General features: G+C 55.3%; 14 protein-coding genes. 13 read left to right on the forward strand and 1 reads right to left on the reverse strand.

The window, feature by feature from the left end; genetic code table 11:
* The first annotated feature begins 143 nt into the window (after positions 1-143).
* From ENN66_10955 to ENN66_10990, 8 genes are all read left to right on the forward strand, one after another.
* On the forward strand, positions 144-1,919 hold the full coding sequence (locus ENN66_10955; GenBank protein ID HDS17100.1) for a VCBS repeat-containing protein: 1,776 nt from the start codon (positions 144-146) through the stop codon (positions 1,917-1,919).
* A 17-nt stretch (positions 1,920-1,936) separates the two neighbouring features.
* A complete protein-coding gene (locus tag ENN66_10960; GenBank protein HDS17101.1) occupies positions 1,937-2,308 on the forward strand; it encodes a cupin domain-containing protein in 372 nt (123 codons plus the stop codon).
* A 36-nt stretch (positions 2,309-2,344) separates the two neighbouring features.
* Positions 2,345-3,418 (forward strand): mannose-1-phosphate guanylyltransferase, encoded by a 1,074-nt coding sequence (locus tag ENN66_10965; GenBank protein ID HDS17102.1) that lies wholly within the window; start codon positions 2,345-2,347, stop codon positions 3,416-3,418.
* A 420-nt stretch (positions 3,419-3,838) separates the two neighbouring features.
* A complete protein-coding gene (locus tag ENN66_10970) occupies positions 3,839-5,137 on the forward strand; it encodes a hypothetical protein (GenBank protein HDS17103.1) in 1,299 nt (432 codons plus the stop codon).
* Between the two features lie 83 nt (positions 5,138-5,220).
* Entirely contained in the window at positions 5,221-6,429 is a 1,209-nt protein-coding gene (locus ENN66_10975) for a hypothetical protein (GenBank protein ID HDS17104.1), read from the forward strand.
* Positions 6,430-6,433: 4 nt separating this feature from the next.
* A complete protein-coding gene (gene ilvD / locus ENN66_10980) occupies positions 6,434-8,098 on the forward strand; it encodes a dihydroxy-acid dehydratase (protein HDS17105.1) in 1,665 nt (554 codons plus the stop codon).
* 159 nt (positions 8,099-8,257) lie between these two features.
* Complete coding sequence (locus tag ENN66_10985) at positions 8,258-8,593, forward strand: histidine triad nucleotide-binding protein (protein HDS17106.1); 336 nt, start codon at positions 8,258-8,260, stop codon at positions 8,591-8,593.
* Between the two features lie 37 nt (positions 8,594-8,630).
* Positions 8,631-9,650, forward strand: coding sequence for a hypothetical protein (locus tag ENN66_10990; GenBank protein HDS17107.1), 1,020 nt, complete (start codon positions 8,631-8,633; stop codon positions 9,648-9,650).
* 112 nt (positions 9,651-9,762) lie between these two features.
* Here ENN66_10990 and ENN66_10995 read toward each other — a convergent pair whose 3' ends face one another.
* A complete protein-coding gene (locus ENN66_10995) occupies positions 9,763-11,673 on the reverse strand; it encodes a propionyl-CoA synthetase (protein HDS17108.1) in 1,911 nt (636 codons plus the stop codon).
* Between the two features lie 649 nt (positions 11,674-12,322).
* Between ENN66_10995 and acs the strand changes: the two genes are divergently transcribed.
* The 5 genes from acs (at position 12,323) to ENN66_11020 (ending at position 18,519) form a co-directional block, all read left to right on the forward strand.
* Positions 12,323-14,293 (forward strand): acetate--CoA ligase, encoded by a 1,971-nt coding sequence (gene acs / locus ENN66_11000; protein HDS17109.1) that lies wholly within the window; start codon positions 12,323-12,325, stop codon positions 14,291-14,293.
* Between the two features lie 173 nt (positions 14,294-14,466).
* Positions 14,467-15,444 carry a 2-hydroxyacyl-CoA dehydratase gene (locus ENN66_11005; GenBank protein ID HDS17110.1) on the forward strand — a complete coding sequence of 326 codons (978 nt, stop codon included), beginning with the start codon at positions 14,467-14,469 and terminating at the stop codon, positions 15,442-15,444.
* 481 nt (positions 15,445-15,925) lie between these two features.
* Positions 15,926-17,056: a GGDEF domain-containing protein gene (locus tag ENN66_11010; protein HDS17111.1), complete on the forward strand. Its 1,131-nt coding sequence runs from the start codon at positions 15,926-15,928 to the stop codon at positions 17,054-17,056.
* A gap of 424 nt (positions 17,057-17,480) precedes the next feature.
* On the forward strand, positions 17,481-17,840 hold the full coding sequence (locus tag ENN66_11015) for a hypothetical protein (protein HDS17112.1): 360 nt from the start codon (positions 17,481-17,483) through the stop codon (positions 17,838-17,840).
* Positions 17,841-17,871: 31 nt separating this feature from the next.
* Positions 17,872-18,519 carry a DUF3334 family protein gene (locus tag ENN66_11020; protein ID HDS17113.1) on the forward strand — a complete coding sequence of 216 codons (648 nt, stop codon included), beginning with the start codon at positions 17,872-17,874 and terminating at the stop codon, positions 18,517-18,519.
* Positions 18,520-19,150 lie beyond the last annotated feature (631 nt).

Here is a 19,150-nt window from a genome sequence, read left to right on the forward strand (position 1 = left end):
GACCAGAAATGGTCGGGCTTTTTTTACTTGCTTTATGGTCCGGATATCTATTATTCTCTATATTCTGAAGGAGTGACCCTGCAAAGAATTTCCGCCGGCCTTGAGCCCAACGCTTTTTTCCCGATAAAGAGACCATGCCGAACATGATTAGACTCAGAAGAACCTGTCCCGCGGCGCTGTTGATTTTCAGCCTTTTTCTGTTCGAAACCGCGTTGGGAGCCTCGAATCCCTGGCAGGAATTAACGCAGACCATCAGATATCGTCTCAACCCCGGCAATCTATCAGTCGGGCGACTTGATGTGATTCAGGGCACGACCGCCATCCTGTCGCTCACGGATCCGCAGATCAGTGTTGGCGCGACCCTGGCGGTCAAGGGCAACAGCCTGCCGGGAGTCCCGTTGTCCCTGCAGGACAACCTGGCCCGCATCCAGGTTACGCAAATCAGCGGCAACCAGGCCCGGGGCACAATTCTTCCGGGCTCACAAAAGATTTTCCCCGGAGCGCCCCTGTTTCCACTGGCGCACAACCGAGTCTACCTCTACAGCAATCTTACCGCGCCGCAGGATCTGCCCTGTTACCTCGATCTGACCCGCGCTCTGCAGGCGAACCAGATTCCTTACGCCGTCATGCACAAAGCCCAGATCGGCGCTGGTGAAACTCCGGGGATTCGCCCCCTGATCATCGCTCTGGAAGCCGCCGGCTCCATGCTTTTTTGCCGTCTAACCGATCGCGAGCAGAATATTTTTTATCAGAACCGTTTCGCCCTGGGCTGGGCGCCTCCCATAAGCCATCCGGCGGGAATTCAATTCACGCTCACCTCGACATCCGGTAGCGCCTCTGACCCTGAAGGCAGATCCTTCACTCAGGCCTCGGGACCGGCTCCCGGCTCTCAGCCGGCGGGTAAGATTGAACTCAAGAACCCCTACAAACGCTTGGTTTTTGCCGATTGGGACCAGCACCCCGGACAGGAACTTGTTCTTTTAAATGAACAATGGCTGGAAATCTACCGCCTAGACGACCAGCCCAAGCTGGTCCCGCTTGGACGTTTTCGCCTGCCTTATAACGACGCCATTCCTCTGCACCTTCACGCCGGAGATTTCAACCACAACGGCAGAGACGAACTCTATGTCACCCTTGGCCGACCGAAGACCGTCGATAACAAAAAGGATACCGCGCTTTATTCCCTGATCGTCGAAAACCAGGGAACTAAAATCGCGCTCCTCGGCAAAGACTACCCCTACTATTTTCGCGTACTTGAACTGCGAGACGGCAAGCGGGTGCTGCTGGCCCAGGAGATGGGCGCATTCAAGCAGTACCAGGTACCGATTCACTGGGGAGGTTTCTTTCAGGGCAGGTTTTCGGTCCGCAACCAGTTCCGCCAGGCTCGGGATGTGTTTTCCATCTACAATTTCACACTGAACCCTTTTAACGAAAATCAGCTTCTGATCATCGATGAACAGGGCAACTTGGCTGGATTTAATGCCGAAAGCTCCGAAATGTTGGTCAGTTGCGACCAACATTTCGGAGCTTTCGATGAGACCATCTACCTGCAGAAACTTGCTAAAACCGTCTATGAAGGCGGCTTTTCGATTACCAAAACTGCTGAGATACGCTATGCCGCCCGCCGCTTTGTCATGCGCAACAGCTATGGCCGGCAGAGTTTTCTGATCAAAAAGGAAAGGGTCGTGAACCCGGGGCTGGTGGATAAGGGCATCGGCCTGATTATCGATGACAAGATCAAATATGATCAGATTATCGGGGTTCAATGGCAGGCCGGAGAGATGCGCGAATCCTGGCGTTCGCCCCGATTTCCGCGTGACATTGTCGACTTCGGCTTTACCCAGAAAGAAAATCAGGAAGTCATGGTTGTCCTGACCCGTAACCAAAACGGCAAATACGCCTTGGAGTTGCTCAACTAAACCGCGAGGGAAGACTGATGCACGACCCCGTTTCTCGCCCGTGGGGATCCTATCGTTCCCTCCTGCTGGCGGAAAGCTATCAGGTCAAGGAAATTCTGGTCAATCCCGGCCAGCGATTGAGTCTGCAATCTCATCGGCAACGCAGCGAGCACTGGGTGGTAACCGCTGGTCCCTGCCTAGTGACTCTGGGTGATGAAGATCTACGTCTGGAAACCGGCATGCATGTCTATATTCCCCGGAATAGCCGGCACCGGCTCGGCAACCCGGGAAAGGCAATTGTAAAAATCATTGAAGTACAAATCGGAGACTACCTTGACGAAGACGACATCGTCAGATACGAGGATGATTATCAGCGCGTACCCCCGGTAACCACCCCGGAAAATCTGTAACCAATATCTTTTTCAAGCCCTGCCAAGGACATAACCATGCAAGAAGTCTATGGAATTATTCTCGCTGGAGGCTCCGGAACCCGTTTCTGGCCTTTGAGCCGTCATCAGAAACCGAAACAACTCATTCCCCTGCTCTCCGGAAAAACCACCCTGGAAACCACATTGGAACGCCTGCTGCCCTATATTCCGGCGGAGCGAATCATGGTGCTCACCAACCAGGAACAGGCCGATGAGGTTTACGGCTTGCTCAAGCCCTGGCTGGACAGAACCCAGATCATCGCCGAGCCCGAGGGGCGTAATACCGGGCCCGCCATTGCCGTGGCCGCGCAGCTGCTGGCGCTTAAGGCCGGCGACAACGCTATCATGATGGTGTTTCCAGCCGATCATTACATCGGTGATCCCGGGCGCTTTCATGACCATTTACGTCGCGCGGCGGAATGCGCCGCCAGCGGCAGTCTGGTAACCCTGGGGATCCGCCCAAACCGCCCCGAAACTGGGTATGGCTATATTCAGGGCGGCACGAAACTGCCTGAGGAGAAGGCAAAAATCGCCGCCTACGAAGTTAAAAGATTTGTCGAAAAACCCGATTACCGCACGGCCGCGACCTATCTTATGGATGGCGGCTACTACTGGAACAGCGGAATCTTCATCTGGCAGGCCGGTACGATCCTGCGCGAAATCAGCAAACTGGCTCCCGAACTGGGAAAATCGCGGATAAAATTTGCCGCACTCCTGGCCGCCGAAGGCTTGCAACCAGCCCTCAGTCAATTTTTCCAGGAGGTCGACCCCATGTCCATCGATGTCGGCATCATGGAAAAATCAACTCGGGTCGTCGTCGTTCCCGCTGATTTTCCCTGGAGTGATCTGGGCAGTTGGGATTCACTTGACGAATTACAGCTCAGCCCTTTTTCGCAGAGCACGCCGGTCATCTCGATCGAGGCCACCGACAACACGGTCTACAGTCGCAAGCTAACGGCCCTGGTGGATGTTGAAAATCTGCTTGTGGTGGAAAGCGACGACGCGCTTTTGATCTGCCGGAAAGGGAGTTCTCAGCAGGTCAAGGAAGTCGTAGCCGAATTACAGCAAGCCGGCTTGTCGGAATTTCTGTAAACACTTCCGCGCAAACCAGCTCGAAAGCTGATTACTTTCAGGAAATTTTGGGAACACCATCCCGATTTCCGACAAAAATCAGGCCATCTTTCCAGAACATCCACAGAATAACCGGGCTGGCTGATTAGAGTACTTATTTGCGGGCCATGAGGGCCATTTGAGTCGCAGGACTCGTTCCCGCATTAGTCACTTTCTTTAATTCAACCTGTCGCTCCGCCTGGCTGAGCGACAAAGCTTACCACAAAAAAGATTGAAAAAGAATCCGGTCTATGCCATAGCTGGACAAAGCATCTATCGGCCGTGTAAAAAACAGCTCTACTCCCTGGGGAGCCGCGATTTTCTGGCAACGGACTCTCAGGATAAAGCTGTGTTTTAGCGGGGCCGCCAATTTTCAAGCATCATACCAAGGAGAAAACACCCATGACAAGAAAGATCGTATTTTTCTGCATAATAGCGGCTTTCATGGTCAGCGGCTGCAGCTGGCACATTCCATTTTTCGGCAGCCAAAAGGTCCAGGAGGAAGAGGCTTTGGTCCAGGATTCCAGCCTGATTGATGACGAACCGCAATACAGCGGCCAATACTCAAGCCAGGCGCCGGTGCAAAATGCTAATCTTTATCAGCAGCCCATGGCCGACAACAACACATATACCCAGGCCTATGGCCAGCCGGCCCCGGTCGCCGACGCCTTCAAGCCGGGACAGCCTTACAATCCCAATCCCAACTATGCGATGAACGCCACTCCAGGTTATTACGGCGCGACTCAGACTCCGGCTTCCAACTATCAGGCCCAGGGCATGGCCACCGCGCAACCGGCTTACGGTATGACGGCCGCGCCGGTTTATTCGGGGACGGGAAACCTCGCTTACGGCGCCTATCCCGAAGCCCAGCCCCTGCAACCGATGCACCCAGTTTACGGAAGCGGCCTGGAAGCGACCCTGCCGGGAGGAATAGTGGAAAGCAATGCTGCTGGAAGCTCATTTTTCGGAGCCCCTGCAAACGAAGCTTTTTCTTTCAGCGGAATCAAGCGTAAAGTGCTGTTTTTAATAAGTTATCCGCAACACGGACTCAGTACTTCGCCGCAGGATGCCTTCAGCCAGAAAATCTTTCAGCAACTGGCCACAGCTCCCGGCATCAACCTGATTCCCCGCGAGGCCGTTGAGCAATACAGCCGTACGGCTCAGGTTTACAATCTATCGCTGGATACCCAGGCCCGAATCAGCCAACTGGGTCAGGAGCTCGGAGCTCATGCCATAATTCTGGAAAAAATTCACTTTTCCGGCAATTACAACTATATGGGCGGCGCCTACAATACGCCGACCCAGCAGGTTGAATTGCAGTTGCTGGACGCGACCACCGGCTATCCGGTCAAGAGCTATAATTTAAACCCCGCGACCCCGGGTTCGGAACAGGTTATCGGCAGTCTGGTCGGCCATGTCCGAATGATCGATTGGAGCGCCAGGGTCATCCAGGTTGAAAATCAGCGCCTTCTGATTAATGCCGGGCGCATGAGCGGGCTGCAAGCGGGCCAGAATCTGAGGGTTTACGCCAAAGGCAGCGAAATCAAAGACCCAGGCACCAGGCTTTCCCTGGGGCAGGCCCAGGGAGCCCTCAAGGGAACCGTTAAAATAGTGGATTTTTTTGGTCTCGACGGAGCCATCTGTGAACCCCTGGCCAATGGCAAATTCGCTCAGGACGACATGGTCAAGGCGGTTGAATAATTTTCCCTGCGCCCCCTGCACGGGGCTGGAAGAAGGCTTTGCATCCCCGTTATTTTTCAACCCTTGACCTGAAATCACACTGCATGAAACCTTTTCCGTGCCGGCCACGTGGGCTCTTGCTCTTACTTTTCACCCTTATTTTCGGGCTTGGCGGCTGCAGTCTTCCCTTTCTTCCCCGCCTCGAAATCGATCGTTTTCCCGAAGACAGCCGCTTCAATTTCGAGACCATGGAGGTCAAGGGCGTGGTTTATATTCGGGTAAGCAACCCCCAAGCGTCGTCGGACCCGGAAGCAACGCCGACGCTCTGGATACCGATGCAGGTCTATCACGCGGGCCGGTACCAAGCCTATCATGAAAGCGCCTCAATCCCCGAGGTGGCTGCGTTAACGGGGGAAAAAGCAGAAGAGAACACGCCGGATCAGGAAACTCCCTGGGCGGAAAGCTCTCCGAGCCCCCCCCCAGCCGTCGAGGAAGAAACCCTGCAGAGCCAAGCGGCCGAGGCCGACAGCGCGGAGGAGACGCCTCTGCTTAGGCGCCGGGCTTTTTTCTTTCCTTCCCGCAGCAGTATTCTCCGGCCTGAACTGGTCAGTCTGCTGATCATGGAACTTGAAGAAAAACTCCCGTTACGGGTCCAGCAAAATCTTGAAGAAAATTTTGCGGGACCATACCGACTGCTGACTCAGAGAGACGAGCTTCTGCAGGCCGGTCGCGCCTGGCTGCGGCAACAGGAGCAACCACTGACGGCGCAATTTATCATCTTTCTGAGCCAGCGTGCCGGAACGAAGCTGCATAATTACACCTGTGACTGGATTGACAGCCAGACCGGGGAAAATGTCGCCTCCTTCACCTTCAGAGAAACCTCAACCGGCCAGCTACTACGCCCTCTGGTTCCCAATGATCCAGTTCCCCTGCGTAAACTCGTCAGTGCAGCTTCCTGGTGGTGTCGAATCAGTCCGCAAAATCAAACTCAAGTTGTCGTTGAAGCCGGGCATCGCAGCCGCCTCCGCCAAGGGCGGCAACTTGAGGTTTTCGCCGCCACGAAGGTCATCAAGGATCCCATTAACGGTAAGATTCTGGGCTTAAGCTTCATCCAACCCCTCGGCAGAATGACAATCATCGATTTTTTCGGGGATGACGGCAGCATCGGCCAGATGGAAGGCGACAGCGGAACAACCTTTCCCGTAGCCTATGCGACCGAGATCCCGGCATTGCTCCAGCAAGAGCAGAAACCATACCAACCCATGACTCAGACGCAACCTGAAAACCACTCGCCGCCAACCGCACAGGAGTAAATCTATGCGCTCTCATCTCATAACCAGAGGCGCGGAAAGGGCTCCGCATCGTTCCCTGCTTAAAGCCCTCGGCTATACCGACAGCGAACTGCAACGCCCCTTAATCGGCATCGCCCAGTCGGCCAACGAAGTTATTCCAGGCCATCTCCACCTCAACCAGATCTGCGCCGCGGTCAAGGCCGGGATTCGCATGGCCGGCGGCACGCCGATGGAATTTTCGACAATCGGGATCTGCGACGGCATCGCCATGGGCCATGAGGGCATGAAATATTCGCTGGCCTCCCGGGAATTGATCGCCGATTCAGTGGAAAGCATGGCTCGGGCTTATCCTTTTGACGGCCTGGTCCTGCTCCCTAATTGTGACAAGATTGTGCCGGGGATGATCATGGCTGGGGCACGACTTGATTTGCCCACCATTGTTATCTGCGGCGGCCCCATGCGCACCGGAAACTGCGCCGGCCGACAGATTGATCTGATCACGGTTTTCGAGGGCATGGGAAAACTTAAGATCGGTGCAATCAGCCCGGAAGAACTCAGCGATCTGGAAAATTCAGCCTGTCCCGGGGCGGGCTCGTGCAGCGGCATGTTTACCGCCAATTCGATGAACTGTCTGACCGAAGCCCTGGGAATCGCCCTGCCCGGCAACGGCACCATTCTCGCGGTTGACGCGGCCCGCATTCGCCTGGCCAAGGAAAGCGGCATTGCCATCATGAATCTGGTGGCACAGCAAATTAATTTTCGCCGGATTCTGACCCTGGAGGCCTTTCATAATGCCCTGGCGGTCGACATGGCCTTCGGAGGATCGACCAACACCTCACTACACCTGCCGGCCATTGCCCATGAAGCCGGACTCAATCTGGAGCTGTCCGAGTTTAACCGGGCCAGCGCCAGGACCCCCCATCTCTGCAACCTGTCGCCAGGGGGCCCGGATCACCTGGAAGATCTGCATCAGGCGGGAGGAGTCAGCGCCATCATGAAAATCCTGGCGGAAAAAGGTCTGATAAACGGCCGCTGCCTGACGGTCAGCGGCAAGCCCCTGGCTGATCATCTAAGCCATCCGGCGGTTCGCGTGACCAATTTCGAAGTGATCAGACCTTTGCACAATCCCTATCACCAAACCGGCGGGCTGGCGATTCTGACCGGCAACCTGGCCGGCGAAGGTGCGGTTGTCAAGGAAGCGGCCGTGGCCGGAGAAATGCTGCGTCACCAGGGCCCGGCCCGGGTCTTTGAGAGCGAGGAAGAAGCCTTTACCGCCATCATTGCCCAAAAAATTAACCCGGGCGAAGTTGTCGTTATTCGCTATGAGGGCCCGCGCGGCGGACCCGGTATGCGCGAGATGCTCTCGCCGACGGCGGCGTTGGCCGGGATCGGACTCGACAAAGAGGTCGCCCTGTTAACCGACGGCCGCTTTTCCGGCGGCACCCGGGGCGCCGCTATCGGCCACATTTCCCCCGAAGCCGCCGTCGGAGGTTTACTGGCGCTGGTGGAGGAAGGCGACCAGATAAAAATCGATATTCCGGGCCGCAGCCTGGAATTGCTGGTCGCGGAAGACGAATTAGCTCGACGGCGCGCCTTGTGGCAAGCTCCGGCCGCCAAGATCACACAAGGATATCTGGCCCGCTACGCCCGCGGGGTCGGCTCGGCGGCCGGCGGCGCGGTCATGAGCTGAAAACGGGAAAACAAAACCCTAACGCAATTAGGGCTTGCCTGATGGTAATTTGCAACCACCTGAATGAAATCAGTTTTTGAGTCAGATTACGGGGAAAAGTTACGCCTGCATAAGATAACGACAACGGCTTTGAATCAATGCCTGGGAGGGAGTGCGCTTATGGAAGACTGCCTGTTCTGCAAAATCGTCAAGGGAATCATCCCAGCCGACAAAGTCTATGAAGATGAGAATTTTCTTGCCTTTAAAGATATCAACCCGAAGGCCCCGGTTCACCTGCTGATTATTCCTAAAAAACATTACGCGACCATCAATGATATTCCGGATACGGAAATGGAAATCATCGCCGAGATCCACCGGGTCATCAAAAAACTGGCGCAGGACTTCGCGGTAGCGGAAAGCGGCTACCGGATTCTGGCCAATGTCAATCGGGAAGGGGGACAGGTGGTGTATCATGTCCACTACCACCTGATCGGCGGACGTCTGCTGCGCGGCTGACGCGACCTTCAGCCGCAACCGGCAAGGGAGTGGTGATATGAGCTCGACCAGCCTGAATCTGACCAGCGCCTACTATACCGGCGACCATCCCAGCCTACTCTGGGAAATGACGGTCTGTCAATCGCTCGGTGACGGAGACGGCGCCTTTGCAAAAACCCTGCAGCGCCCACAGGCCTATGGCCGCCGGCTGGCAAAATTTTTGCTGGACCGGGGCCTGCCCGCAAACTGCGGCGAGCTTGTCGAGGTCGGCGGCGGTTATGGAACGCTGATGGCGGCCCTGCTTGAAGTTATCCGCCCGCAAAGCGTAACCATGGTGGATATTTCTCCCCGCCTGCTTGCGATTCAACAACAAAGACTTTCACTATATCAAGCCGAATTTTACGGTCAGGATATTTTCACCTGGCTTGAGAACAACCGGCAAGCCTCGTCCGAGCTTATCATTCTCAATGAAGTTATCGGAGATTTGCCGACCATCACCGAGATCAGCAAAAACACCTTACAATCACTTCTTAAGCGCAGCGATCTGAAAAGTTGTACAGAGTCCGCCCGTTTCGAGCAGCAGCTGGATGAAACGCAACTGCTGCTCGAATGCGCCCGTCAGATTACCGCTTACGGACTCGATCTGGCCGAACTACCGGAAAGCTTTAATTTCAATTACGGAGCACTGCTTGTTCTGGAAATGCTGGCCCGGACCAACATCAAACGCGCCGTGATCACGGAACACGGCTGCGATACCATGCTGCCTTACCCCTTTTCCCTCTATGCAGCCATCACCCCCCCGGTCAGCAACCGCAATCCGCGCCGCATCCACCTCAAGGATCATGACGAGTATAGCATCCGCTTCGACCATCTTGAAAAAACGGCGCGAAGCTTGAATTTCACGGTACAACGCTTTCATCTCTTCGAGCTTCTGCAAATGCGTTTCGATGACGAAATCCACGCCCTTTTAGAGGGCCACCGGCCGACCTCTGAGAAACAGGAAATTTTTCTCGAATTTTACGAGCACGCGGCAGAATACCAGGGCCTGTATCTGGAGCGCCGTCCGGATTCCCTGTAAACCAAGAAGCCGGCCCTCCGCGGAGCCGGCTTCTTGACTTTGTTCAACATCCTAAAACTATTCAGTCACCTGAATAGCTGCAATGAATTTCGGCCGAGCGCCAAGAAAAAGATTAAGCTTTGCGCGCTTTTCCATATCCGATTTTAGTGACCGCTTCTTCGATTTCCCCTAAAACCGCGGGGTCATCAATGGTTGACGGCACCGAATACTTTTCATTATCGGCAATCTTGCGAATGGTGCCGCGCAGAATCTTTCCGGAACGGGTTTTAGGCAGACGGGCAACTTCGGTGGCAACCTTGAAACAGGCGACCGCGCCGATCTGTTCCCGCACCATCTGCACACACTCTTTTGCAATTTCGGCCGGGTCCTTGGTGACCCCGGCTTTCAGCACGAAAAATCCGACCGGCACCTGCCCCTTGAGCTCGTCCTCGACTCCGAGAACCGCGCACTCGGCAACATCGGGATGGGTCGCGACAATCTCTTCCATGCCGCCGGTGGAAAGACGATGCCCGGCAACGTTAATGACATCGTCAACCCGGCCCATAATGTAAACATAGCCCTCGTCGTCAATATAACCGCCGTCACCGGTGAAATAATAACCGGGGTAGACGCTGACATATGACTCGACATAACGCTGATCCTGCTGCCAGAGGGTCGGCAGACAGCCCGGTGGCAGGGGCAATTTAATCGTGACGATGCCTTCTTGATTCGCTCCCAACTCTTTGCCGTCACCATCCAGAATTTTCACATTATAGCCGGGCACGGCTTTGGTCGGAGAGCCCGGCTTGATCGGAAACTGCTCGATCCCCAGACAATTGGCGGCAATCGCCCAGCCGGTTTCGGTCTGCCACCAGTGGTCAATAACCGGAATACGCAGAAGATTAGCGGCCCAGTGATAGGTATCGGGGTCAAGACGCTCACCGGCCAGAAAGAGATATTTAAACTCGGAAAGATCATATTTTTTCAACAGCTCCCCATTGGGATCTTCCCTTTTAATCGCCCGAAAGGCGGTCGGCGCGGTGAAAAGAACCTTCACCTTATGTTCGGAAATCACCCGCCAGAAGGCACCGGCATCGGGGGTACCGATCGGTTTACCCTCGTAAAGGATGGTCGTGCAGCCCAGAAAAAGCGGCGCATAGACAATATAAGAGTGGCCGACAACCCAGCCGACATCGGAGGCCGCCCAATAGACATCTCCGGGCTCAACCCCGTAAACCTGGCGCATGCTTTGCTTCAGAGCGACCACATGACCACCATTATCGCGAACCACCCCTTTGGGAATCCCAGTAGTTCCGGAAGTATAGAGAATATAAAGGGGATCAGTCGCCTTGACTGTCGTGCATGGAGCCGGCTCGGCCTGGGCATAAACTTCATTCCAATCCAGATCACGTCCGGGAATCAGTACAGACTGAACCTGCGGCCGTTGAAAAATTATACATTTCTCAGGTTTGACCGCCGCCAGTTTGATCGCCTGATCGAGAAGCGGCTTATAGGGAATGACCTTGCTCGCGCCTTCCAACCCGCAGGAGGCGGAGATCATCAACTTCGGCTTGGCGTCGTCGATGCGAATCGCCAGTTCATTGGGTGCGAACCCCCCGAAAACCACGGAATGGACGGCGCCGATCCGGGCACAGGCAAGCATGGCGACCACCGTCTCGGGAATCATCGGCATGTAGATGACGACCGTGTCCCCCTTGCCCACACCCTGCGCCCGCAACGCGCCGGCAAAACGGGCCACCTGGTCTAAAAGCTCATTATAGGTTATCTTTTTCACCGTCTGAGTCTGAGGACTGTCATAAATCACGGCAACCTGATCGGCCCGGCCATTTTCGACATGGTAATCCAGCGCGTTGTAACAAGTATTGAGTTCGGCACCGGTAAACCAGCGATAAAAATTGGGCGCCGCGGAATCATCCAGAACCTTATCCCATTTCCGGACCCACTGTACATCAGCCGCCGCCGCGGCCCAATATTCGTTCGGAGACTCAATTGACTGACGATACAGCTCTTCATATTTTCCCATCTGCAAACCTCCTCAAAACTCAATTGAAACATACCCTGCCAGATGCCGAAAGCCGGATAAAACACACCCGGCCAGCATTGCGAAAAATAGCGCATAACTTGGACAATTAAAATAATGGTTTACCACTAAACCATCCGCGCCGAGAAGTCAAGCGCAATCTGTATACAAAGCATTCCAATCCTAACCACCTTTATATTTCTTTCGAAAGACACGGTCCCGACAAGACAAACCAAAGCGCCGATTCCACTTTAACTCTTAACGTAAACTGGCATAACAATTCAAATTCACATGCCAACCCAGCGTGATAAAGAAGCTATCTAACATTAAAATTTGTATTTTATTTTACGCTGAGCCAATCCCGGCAAATCCCTTATCCGGCATTCTTTCCGGCGCCGGCAAGCGTTTGTCGAACCCGGACGGCGTCCTTTAAATTCAATTAATATAATTTTTGCTTGACATTTTTATAACGCTCTTATAGAACATACCGACCCGACATGATAAATACAATAACCCAGGACTTCTCCACTGTCCTCGGGACATTTGTATTTTGTATGTTTTCGGCAGCCTACCCCCTCCTCAGCGCGCCGGAAAAACGGGGAACATCAGCCCACAGTAAACCGCCAACCCTATACGAGCAGGAGAGTTATCAATGGCAGACACCGAACTCAAACAAGTCTACGAAGTTCCAGCCTCTTTCAGAGCGAAAGCTTACTTCAAAAGTCGCGAAGAGTATCAGCAGCTTTATGATGAGTCGCTCAGGGATAACGATGGTTTCTGGGCCCGGATCGCCAAGGAATATGTCACCTGGTTCAAGGAGTGGGACCAGGTCCAGGACTGGAAATTCAGCAAGGATGAAGTCTATCTGAAATGGTTTATCGGCGGCAAGCTCAATGTTTCCTATAACTGCCTGGACCGCCACCTCGCCAAACGGGGCGACCAGACCGCGATTATCTTTGAAGGCAACGAGCCCACGGTTGACAGAAAGTATACCTACAAAGAGCTACACGAACAGGTCTGCAAATTCGCCAATGTCATGAAAGCCCACGGGATTAAAAAGGGCGACCGGGTAACCCTTTATCTGCCGATGATTCCGGAATTGGCCATCTGCATGCTGGCCTGCACCAGAATCGGGGCGATGCACTCCATCGTTTTCGGCGGCTTCTCGGCCGATGCCCTCAAGGACCGGATCCTGGACTGCGATTCCAGCTTTCTGATCTCCTGCAACGCCTACTATCGCGGCGCCAAGGTCATTGACCAGAAGGTCAACGTCGACGCCGCGGTTGCGATGTGTCCGAGCATCAAAAACACCATTATCGTCAAACATGAAAGTGCGGTCGAGGTTCCCATGAAGCCCGGCTTCGACCTCTGGTATCACGAGGAAATGGCCAAGGTGGACGCCAATTGCGAACCGGAATGGATGGATGCCGAGGATCCGCTTTTCCTGCTCTATACCTCCGGCTCCACGGGCAAGCCCAAAGGGGTCATGCACACCACCGGCGGTTATCTGGTCTACACCTCCTTTACACACAAGATTATCTTCGACTACCATGACGGCGACATCTATTTCTGCGCCGCCGATATTGGTTGGGTCACCGGCCACTCCTATATTGTCTACGGGCCGTTATGCAACGGCGCGACCACGGTCATGTTTGAAGGGGTTCCCAATTATCCTGACGCGGGCCGCTACTGGGATATTATCGGCAAGCACAAGATCAACACCCTCTACACCGCTCCGACCGCGATTCGCGCGATCGCGGGCCAGGGCGAGCAATACGTTTCCAGTCGGCTGCACAAACTCGACAGTCTGACCCTGCTCGGCACGGTCGGTGAACCGATCAATCCGGAAGCCTGGAAATGGTATTACGAACTTCCCGGCCGCAGCAAGTGCCCGATCGTCGACACCTGGTGGCAGACCGAAACCGGCGGCATTCTGATCACCGGTCTGCCCGGCGCCATCGATATGAAACCGGGTTACGCCACCACACCTTTCTTTGGCTGCGATCCGTTGATTGTCGACCCGGTTAGCGGGGTTGAAATCAACGGGCCCGGCGAAGGAGCCCTTTGCATTCGCAGACCATGGCCGGGTTTGATGCGCGGTGTTTACGGAGACCCGGATCGTTTCCGCACCACCTATTTCATTCAGTACGACGGCTATTATTTCACCGGTGACGGCGCCATGCGCGAAGCTAATGGCGATTATCGCCTGATGGGCCGGATTGATGACGTTATCAACGTCTCCGGCCACCGCATGGGGACCGCCGAAGTCGAAAGCGCGCTGGTGCTTCATCCCAGCGTCGCCGAAGCTGCGGTTGTCGGCATGCCGCATGAAATCAAAGGACAGGGCATCTATGCTTACGTGACCCTGAACGCCGGCATCGAGGGTACAGATGCACTCAAAAAAGAGCTGGTCAGTCTCGTGCGCAAGGAGATCGGACCGATCGCCAGCCCCGACATGATTCAGTGGGCCCCGGCCCTGCCCAAAACCCGTTCCGGCAAGATTATGCGCCGCATCCTGCGCAAGATCGCGGCCAACGAGGTCGAAGGTTTCGGAGACACTTCCACCCTGGCCGATCCTTCCGTGGTGCAAAGCCTGGTTGACACCCGCGAAAATCGAGGGTGATCAAGATAAATTCCGGTTGACCAAAAAATTCTTTTTAGGCTAAAAGGGCGGGCCGGCAACGGTCCGCCCTTTTAGCGTGGCGTTGCCGATCAAGACACGCGACAAAAGCAGCGCGTTCAACCTGCTTGCCGCCCACGAGCAGTCTCAACCTCAACCCCGGCCTGAGTCCACCCATGAAAATCGGCATCACCTCCACGATTCCCATCGAAGTTGTTTTCGCCGCCGGCCATCAACCCTGCGATCTCAACAACCTTTTCATCAACCACGCCGACCCCGGCCATTTCATCCATCTGGCCGAAGACGCCGGATTCCCGCGAACCTCCTGCGCCTGGACCAAGGGACTCTACGGCGTCATGCTGGAGCAAAAGATCGAAAAGATTATTATTGTCAGCGGCGGCGACTGCAGCAACGGCATTGCTTTGGGAGAAATTCTCTCCGATGACGGCAGAGAAGTCATGCCTTTTTCCTATCCCCTGACTCCCGATTCCCGCCAAATGACTCAAGCCATCAACGACCTGGCCGACCGACTTCAAGCCCCGATAGGGGCCACCAATGAGATCAAAGCCGGGCTCGACAGAATCCGCCTGCGCCTGGGCGAGCTTGACCGTCTGACCTGGCAGAGCGGTCAGGTTTCCGGGGCTGAAAACCTGCTCTTTCTGGTCGGAGCCAGCGATTTCAACGGCGAGCCGCGGCTTTTTGCAAATGATCTGAATACGTTTCTCGGCCAGGCCGCAAGGCGCCGCCCGGCAAATCCGACAATCCGCCTCGGCCTGGCCGGTGTGCCGCCGATTCTCAGCAATCTTTTCCCAACCCTCGAACAACTGGGCGCGGCCGTGGTTTTTAATGAGGTTCCACGCCAGTTCGCCATGCTCCAGGGGCCGGATACCAGCCTCGCCGAGCAGTATTCGCTTTACACCTATCCCTACTCCGTCACGGGACGCCTGCGAGATATTATTCATGCCTGCGAAGAACGCCGGCTTGACGGAATCATTCATTACACCCAATCCTTCTGTTTTCGTCAAATTGAAGATATTCTTTTCAAACGGCAACTGCCGGTCCCCTGCCTGACGCTTGAAGCCGACCAACCGGGCGCGATCGACGGACGCACCCTGACACGCCTTGAAACCTTTATTGAGATGTTAAAAGGTTGAGCCCTCAGTACCCCCCCCACGAATCAGCCCCACCTTCGCCTCTGCTTTTTTACCGCCGGGGAAATTGACACTGGGTTTCCATTTTTCTGACAGGCATCTCAAAAGACCTTTTCTGCGTTCCTTTTATCGAGCACGCAAGCGCTCAGAACAGCGCCGCCGACGCAACCTTCACATTGTTTTATCCCCTGTTTTATCAACGACTTACAGCTTACTATAGAATAAATTCGCGGCTCGGAAGCGGCCCGCAAGAACCCTGGCACGACTGTTGCGAACCCGCTCAGCAAAAGAAAGAACCTTGCTCGCTCTGCGGCCAAGCTGCCATTTCGAGGGCGATCAGCGGTCTGAGCGCTTTGAGCGCGTTCCACAATCTGGGCGCCATGAACGCTGAAAAACCGCAAGCGAACGGCGACCGTAAAGAAAATCCACGTCGGCCGCGGCGGCGCAAAATCAGCCCCATCTGGAATTTTTGGGAGGAAAACACATGTTTTATGACAACCAACCACTCAGATTTGGTTCCCGCCCCAATCCGGCAATAGCGGCCATCGGATATCTGTTTTCAAAGCCATCCACCCTCGCAGTCAACAAGCGCCACGAAGCCCCCGGTTTTTGCGGCGCCTCATTTCTGCACAATTTTTTTATTCGCCTGCGCCTCCAGTCTCCGACAGCCATGCTGATCGCCGCCGGCAAACACCTGGGGACCATTGTGGCGCCGGGCACCGCCATCCTTTTCCATGAACACCGCTCCCAAATCACCGTGGTGCTGACCGGCCAGAAGCTTAGCCCCGCCCTCAGCCTGCAGCTGCGCGGGCTGTTGGCCGAACTCAATCCGCAAGGCCATTCCCAACACCTTGTCGACCAGACCTCGGTTTTTCCTCCGTCTGCCGACCCCGACGGATTTTTGGCGGCATTCGCCCTGGCCGGCGACGGCGCAGCCGGGGAATCGGAGCGACTCAAGCTGTATCTGTCCCGACCGGTGACGGCGGAGAAGCGACAAATCCTCAATTTTTGTTTGCAGCAGCTCAGCACCAGAATTACCGAAGCCCGGCACTTGAAGGCTCTGGAAAAAGACGCGCGGCTGGACAGTCTGAGCGGGCTTGGCAATCGCCGATATTTTGATGAGGCGCTACAAGCCGAAAGTGCCCGGGCCGACCGCTACCGGCACGCCCTGAGCCTGATTCTGCTCGATCTCGACCATTTCAAAAAGATCAACGATAGCTTCGGACATCAAACCGGAGATCTGGTCCTCAAAGAACTGGGACGGGTTTTAGCCAGTGAACTCCGCGCCAGCGATATCGCTTGTCGCTATGGAGGAGAGGAATTCGCGATCATTCTTCCGGAAACCGGGCTTCGAGAAGGTCGCCAGATTGCCGAGCGCATCCGCCGCGCCATTGCGAAATTGACCCTTGCTGCCCAAGGCAACATCCATCTTAAAATAACCGCCAGTCTAGGGCTGGCAGGCAATGAAAGCCAGTTAGGGCTTGATCTGGTCCAGGGCGCGGACAAAGCTCTGTACGAAGCCAAACAGAACGGCCGCAACCGGGTTGTGGTCGCCCAGGAAAGGCATCAGGTTGAGCCGAAATATTTTGAGATTGTTTCACAGGCGCGGCTGTGATAAAAGACAGGCTTAGTCAGGCAGGTTTTTTTGATTCTCAACCGATTTTCCTCGGCGACGCGAGTGAAACCGGTAGCAGGAAATATTCTTGGCTCGTAAACCTATCCATAAAAGGAAAAAACCGACCCATAGAGGAGCGCACCCGGCAGCCCGGCAACCAAGATTACTCCCGGCCGTTTTTTTTCTGCTGCTGGTCTGCGGTTTGTTGGCTGCCCTGTTTTTTGCTGACCGATTTAAGCTCCCCGGGCAGGAGACCTGCGCAAACCGACCAGCCGCTTCGCAAAAAAAGCCGGCTCCCGGGGCGCCGCCCGGTCGAAACCCAAGTCCGAAAATTGACCGCAACCCACCGATCACCACACGGGACAGCCTGACAATTTATCGACTGACCTCCGATCTGAGCCGGCCGCAACCCCTGAGCGTATCAATGCCGAAACTTAGCCAATCGGAAAAGATAACCGCTATCGTGGCGCGCTTAACCGAAACGCGCTATCCCGGAATCGCGCCGCTGCCGGAGTCGACCCGAATCCTTAACAGCAATTTGGCTCCGCCCGTCATGGTCCTGGATCTGGACCCTGAAATCCTTACCGCGGTTGCCGCCTACGGAGCTCAGGACGAAAGGCTGGCCATCTTTTGTCTGGCGCAGAGCCTGCTCGAAAACTTTCCGGAATACGATCAATTACAAATTCTAATTGGGGGTAAAATTGAAAAAACCCTGGCCGGGCATATTGATATTTCTCGGCCCCTGCGTCGTCAGAGCGGACCGATGACTACGGGCCGGGATTGAGCGCAGGCAAACTTACGGTACTGGAGCTTTCATGCCTTACGGATGCACACAGACAATCAATGAAGTTGCTCGCATTTTCGCTCACGCCTGCGAACAGACCCTGAGCCAGGCCACCAACAGCAAAATCACTATCGCCCCCACCATTCAGAAGGTCCCGGCGGTGTTTCTCAAGCCCGACATCGGTTGCTTTGTGCAGTTTTTCGGGGATTATTCCGGCCTTTTCATCATGAACCTCGGCGGCGAAGTCGCCCTGGAACTGTATCGCAAATCCATGCTCTATATGGGTTTACCGGCGGAGGATCTGGCTCGGGACCATACCTCGGACGAGGTGGTGGACAGTATCGGGGAGCTGGTTAACCAGATCATGGGCAAGGCGCGCAGCCTGATCAAGGACCGTTTCGGCCTGATCGCCGGCAACCATCAGCCCAAGGGCATCACCATCGCCAGCGTCATTACCATGTCGATTGCGACCCCGCTGACCCGCCCTCAGTGCCGACGCATCTCCTTTCGCTCCGCCGACAACCATAGTTTCCATGTTGAGCTCTCCATGGAGGACACCGAATTCATCGCGGCGTTTCAAAATGAAGCGTCGCTTTTCGGCGCCAACCCAAGCCCCTCCGGCAACCTTGAAACCGACAGCGAGCTCGATGACATCAATCGTTTGATCGACAACCTCTAAAAAATCAAGGGGTCGAGGACGGCGGCAAAAAACCGCGTTCTCGACCCCTTTCCAGCAACTCAGGCCCCGCGTCGGAACCGATCCAACCCCGTCGTGAAACTAGTACAGACTGCCGCTGGTCTCAAGCACCAGGGCGGGCAGAATATCAATCAGGGCGGATTTCGGGCCGGCATCCGTCGCGGCGGTGCTTTGATAATTGATGACGAGTCCGGAAAGCGCGTGATCCGCCACATAGCGCACACAGCTGGGGGCGGAGAGCAGACGACTGAACAAATCCTCGGGCAAGCCCGACAACTGCGCCCGGGGCTCGATCCGGTGTTCCTCTTCTCCCAGGTAGTTGCCTTCATCATCATAGGCGATCAAGGTTACCCTGGCGCCTTCAGTGGCCCGGTTGAGCAGGGACAGTCCACTCCAGGCGCCTTTTTCGCGATACTGCAGCCGAGCAAAGACACCGCTTTTTGCGGCCAGATCGGAGACCGTCACGCAATCCATCGCGTCACCGGTGCCGAGAAACTCGATGCCGGCCACAGCGCAGCCGCTGTCAAGTTCAAGCCGGTTGGTGCCTGCGGGCAGTTGATTGGCAAGTAACACCAGCCCTTCCAGAGCCCCGAGAGCGGACGGCAGGGAATCA

The sequence above is a fragment of the Pseudomonadota bacterium genome (assembly GCA_011049115.1).
In the GTDB taxonomy this organism is placed as follows: domain Bacteria; phylum Desulfobacterota; class Anaeroferrophillalia; order Anaeroferrophillales; family Tharpellaceae; genus DSCM01.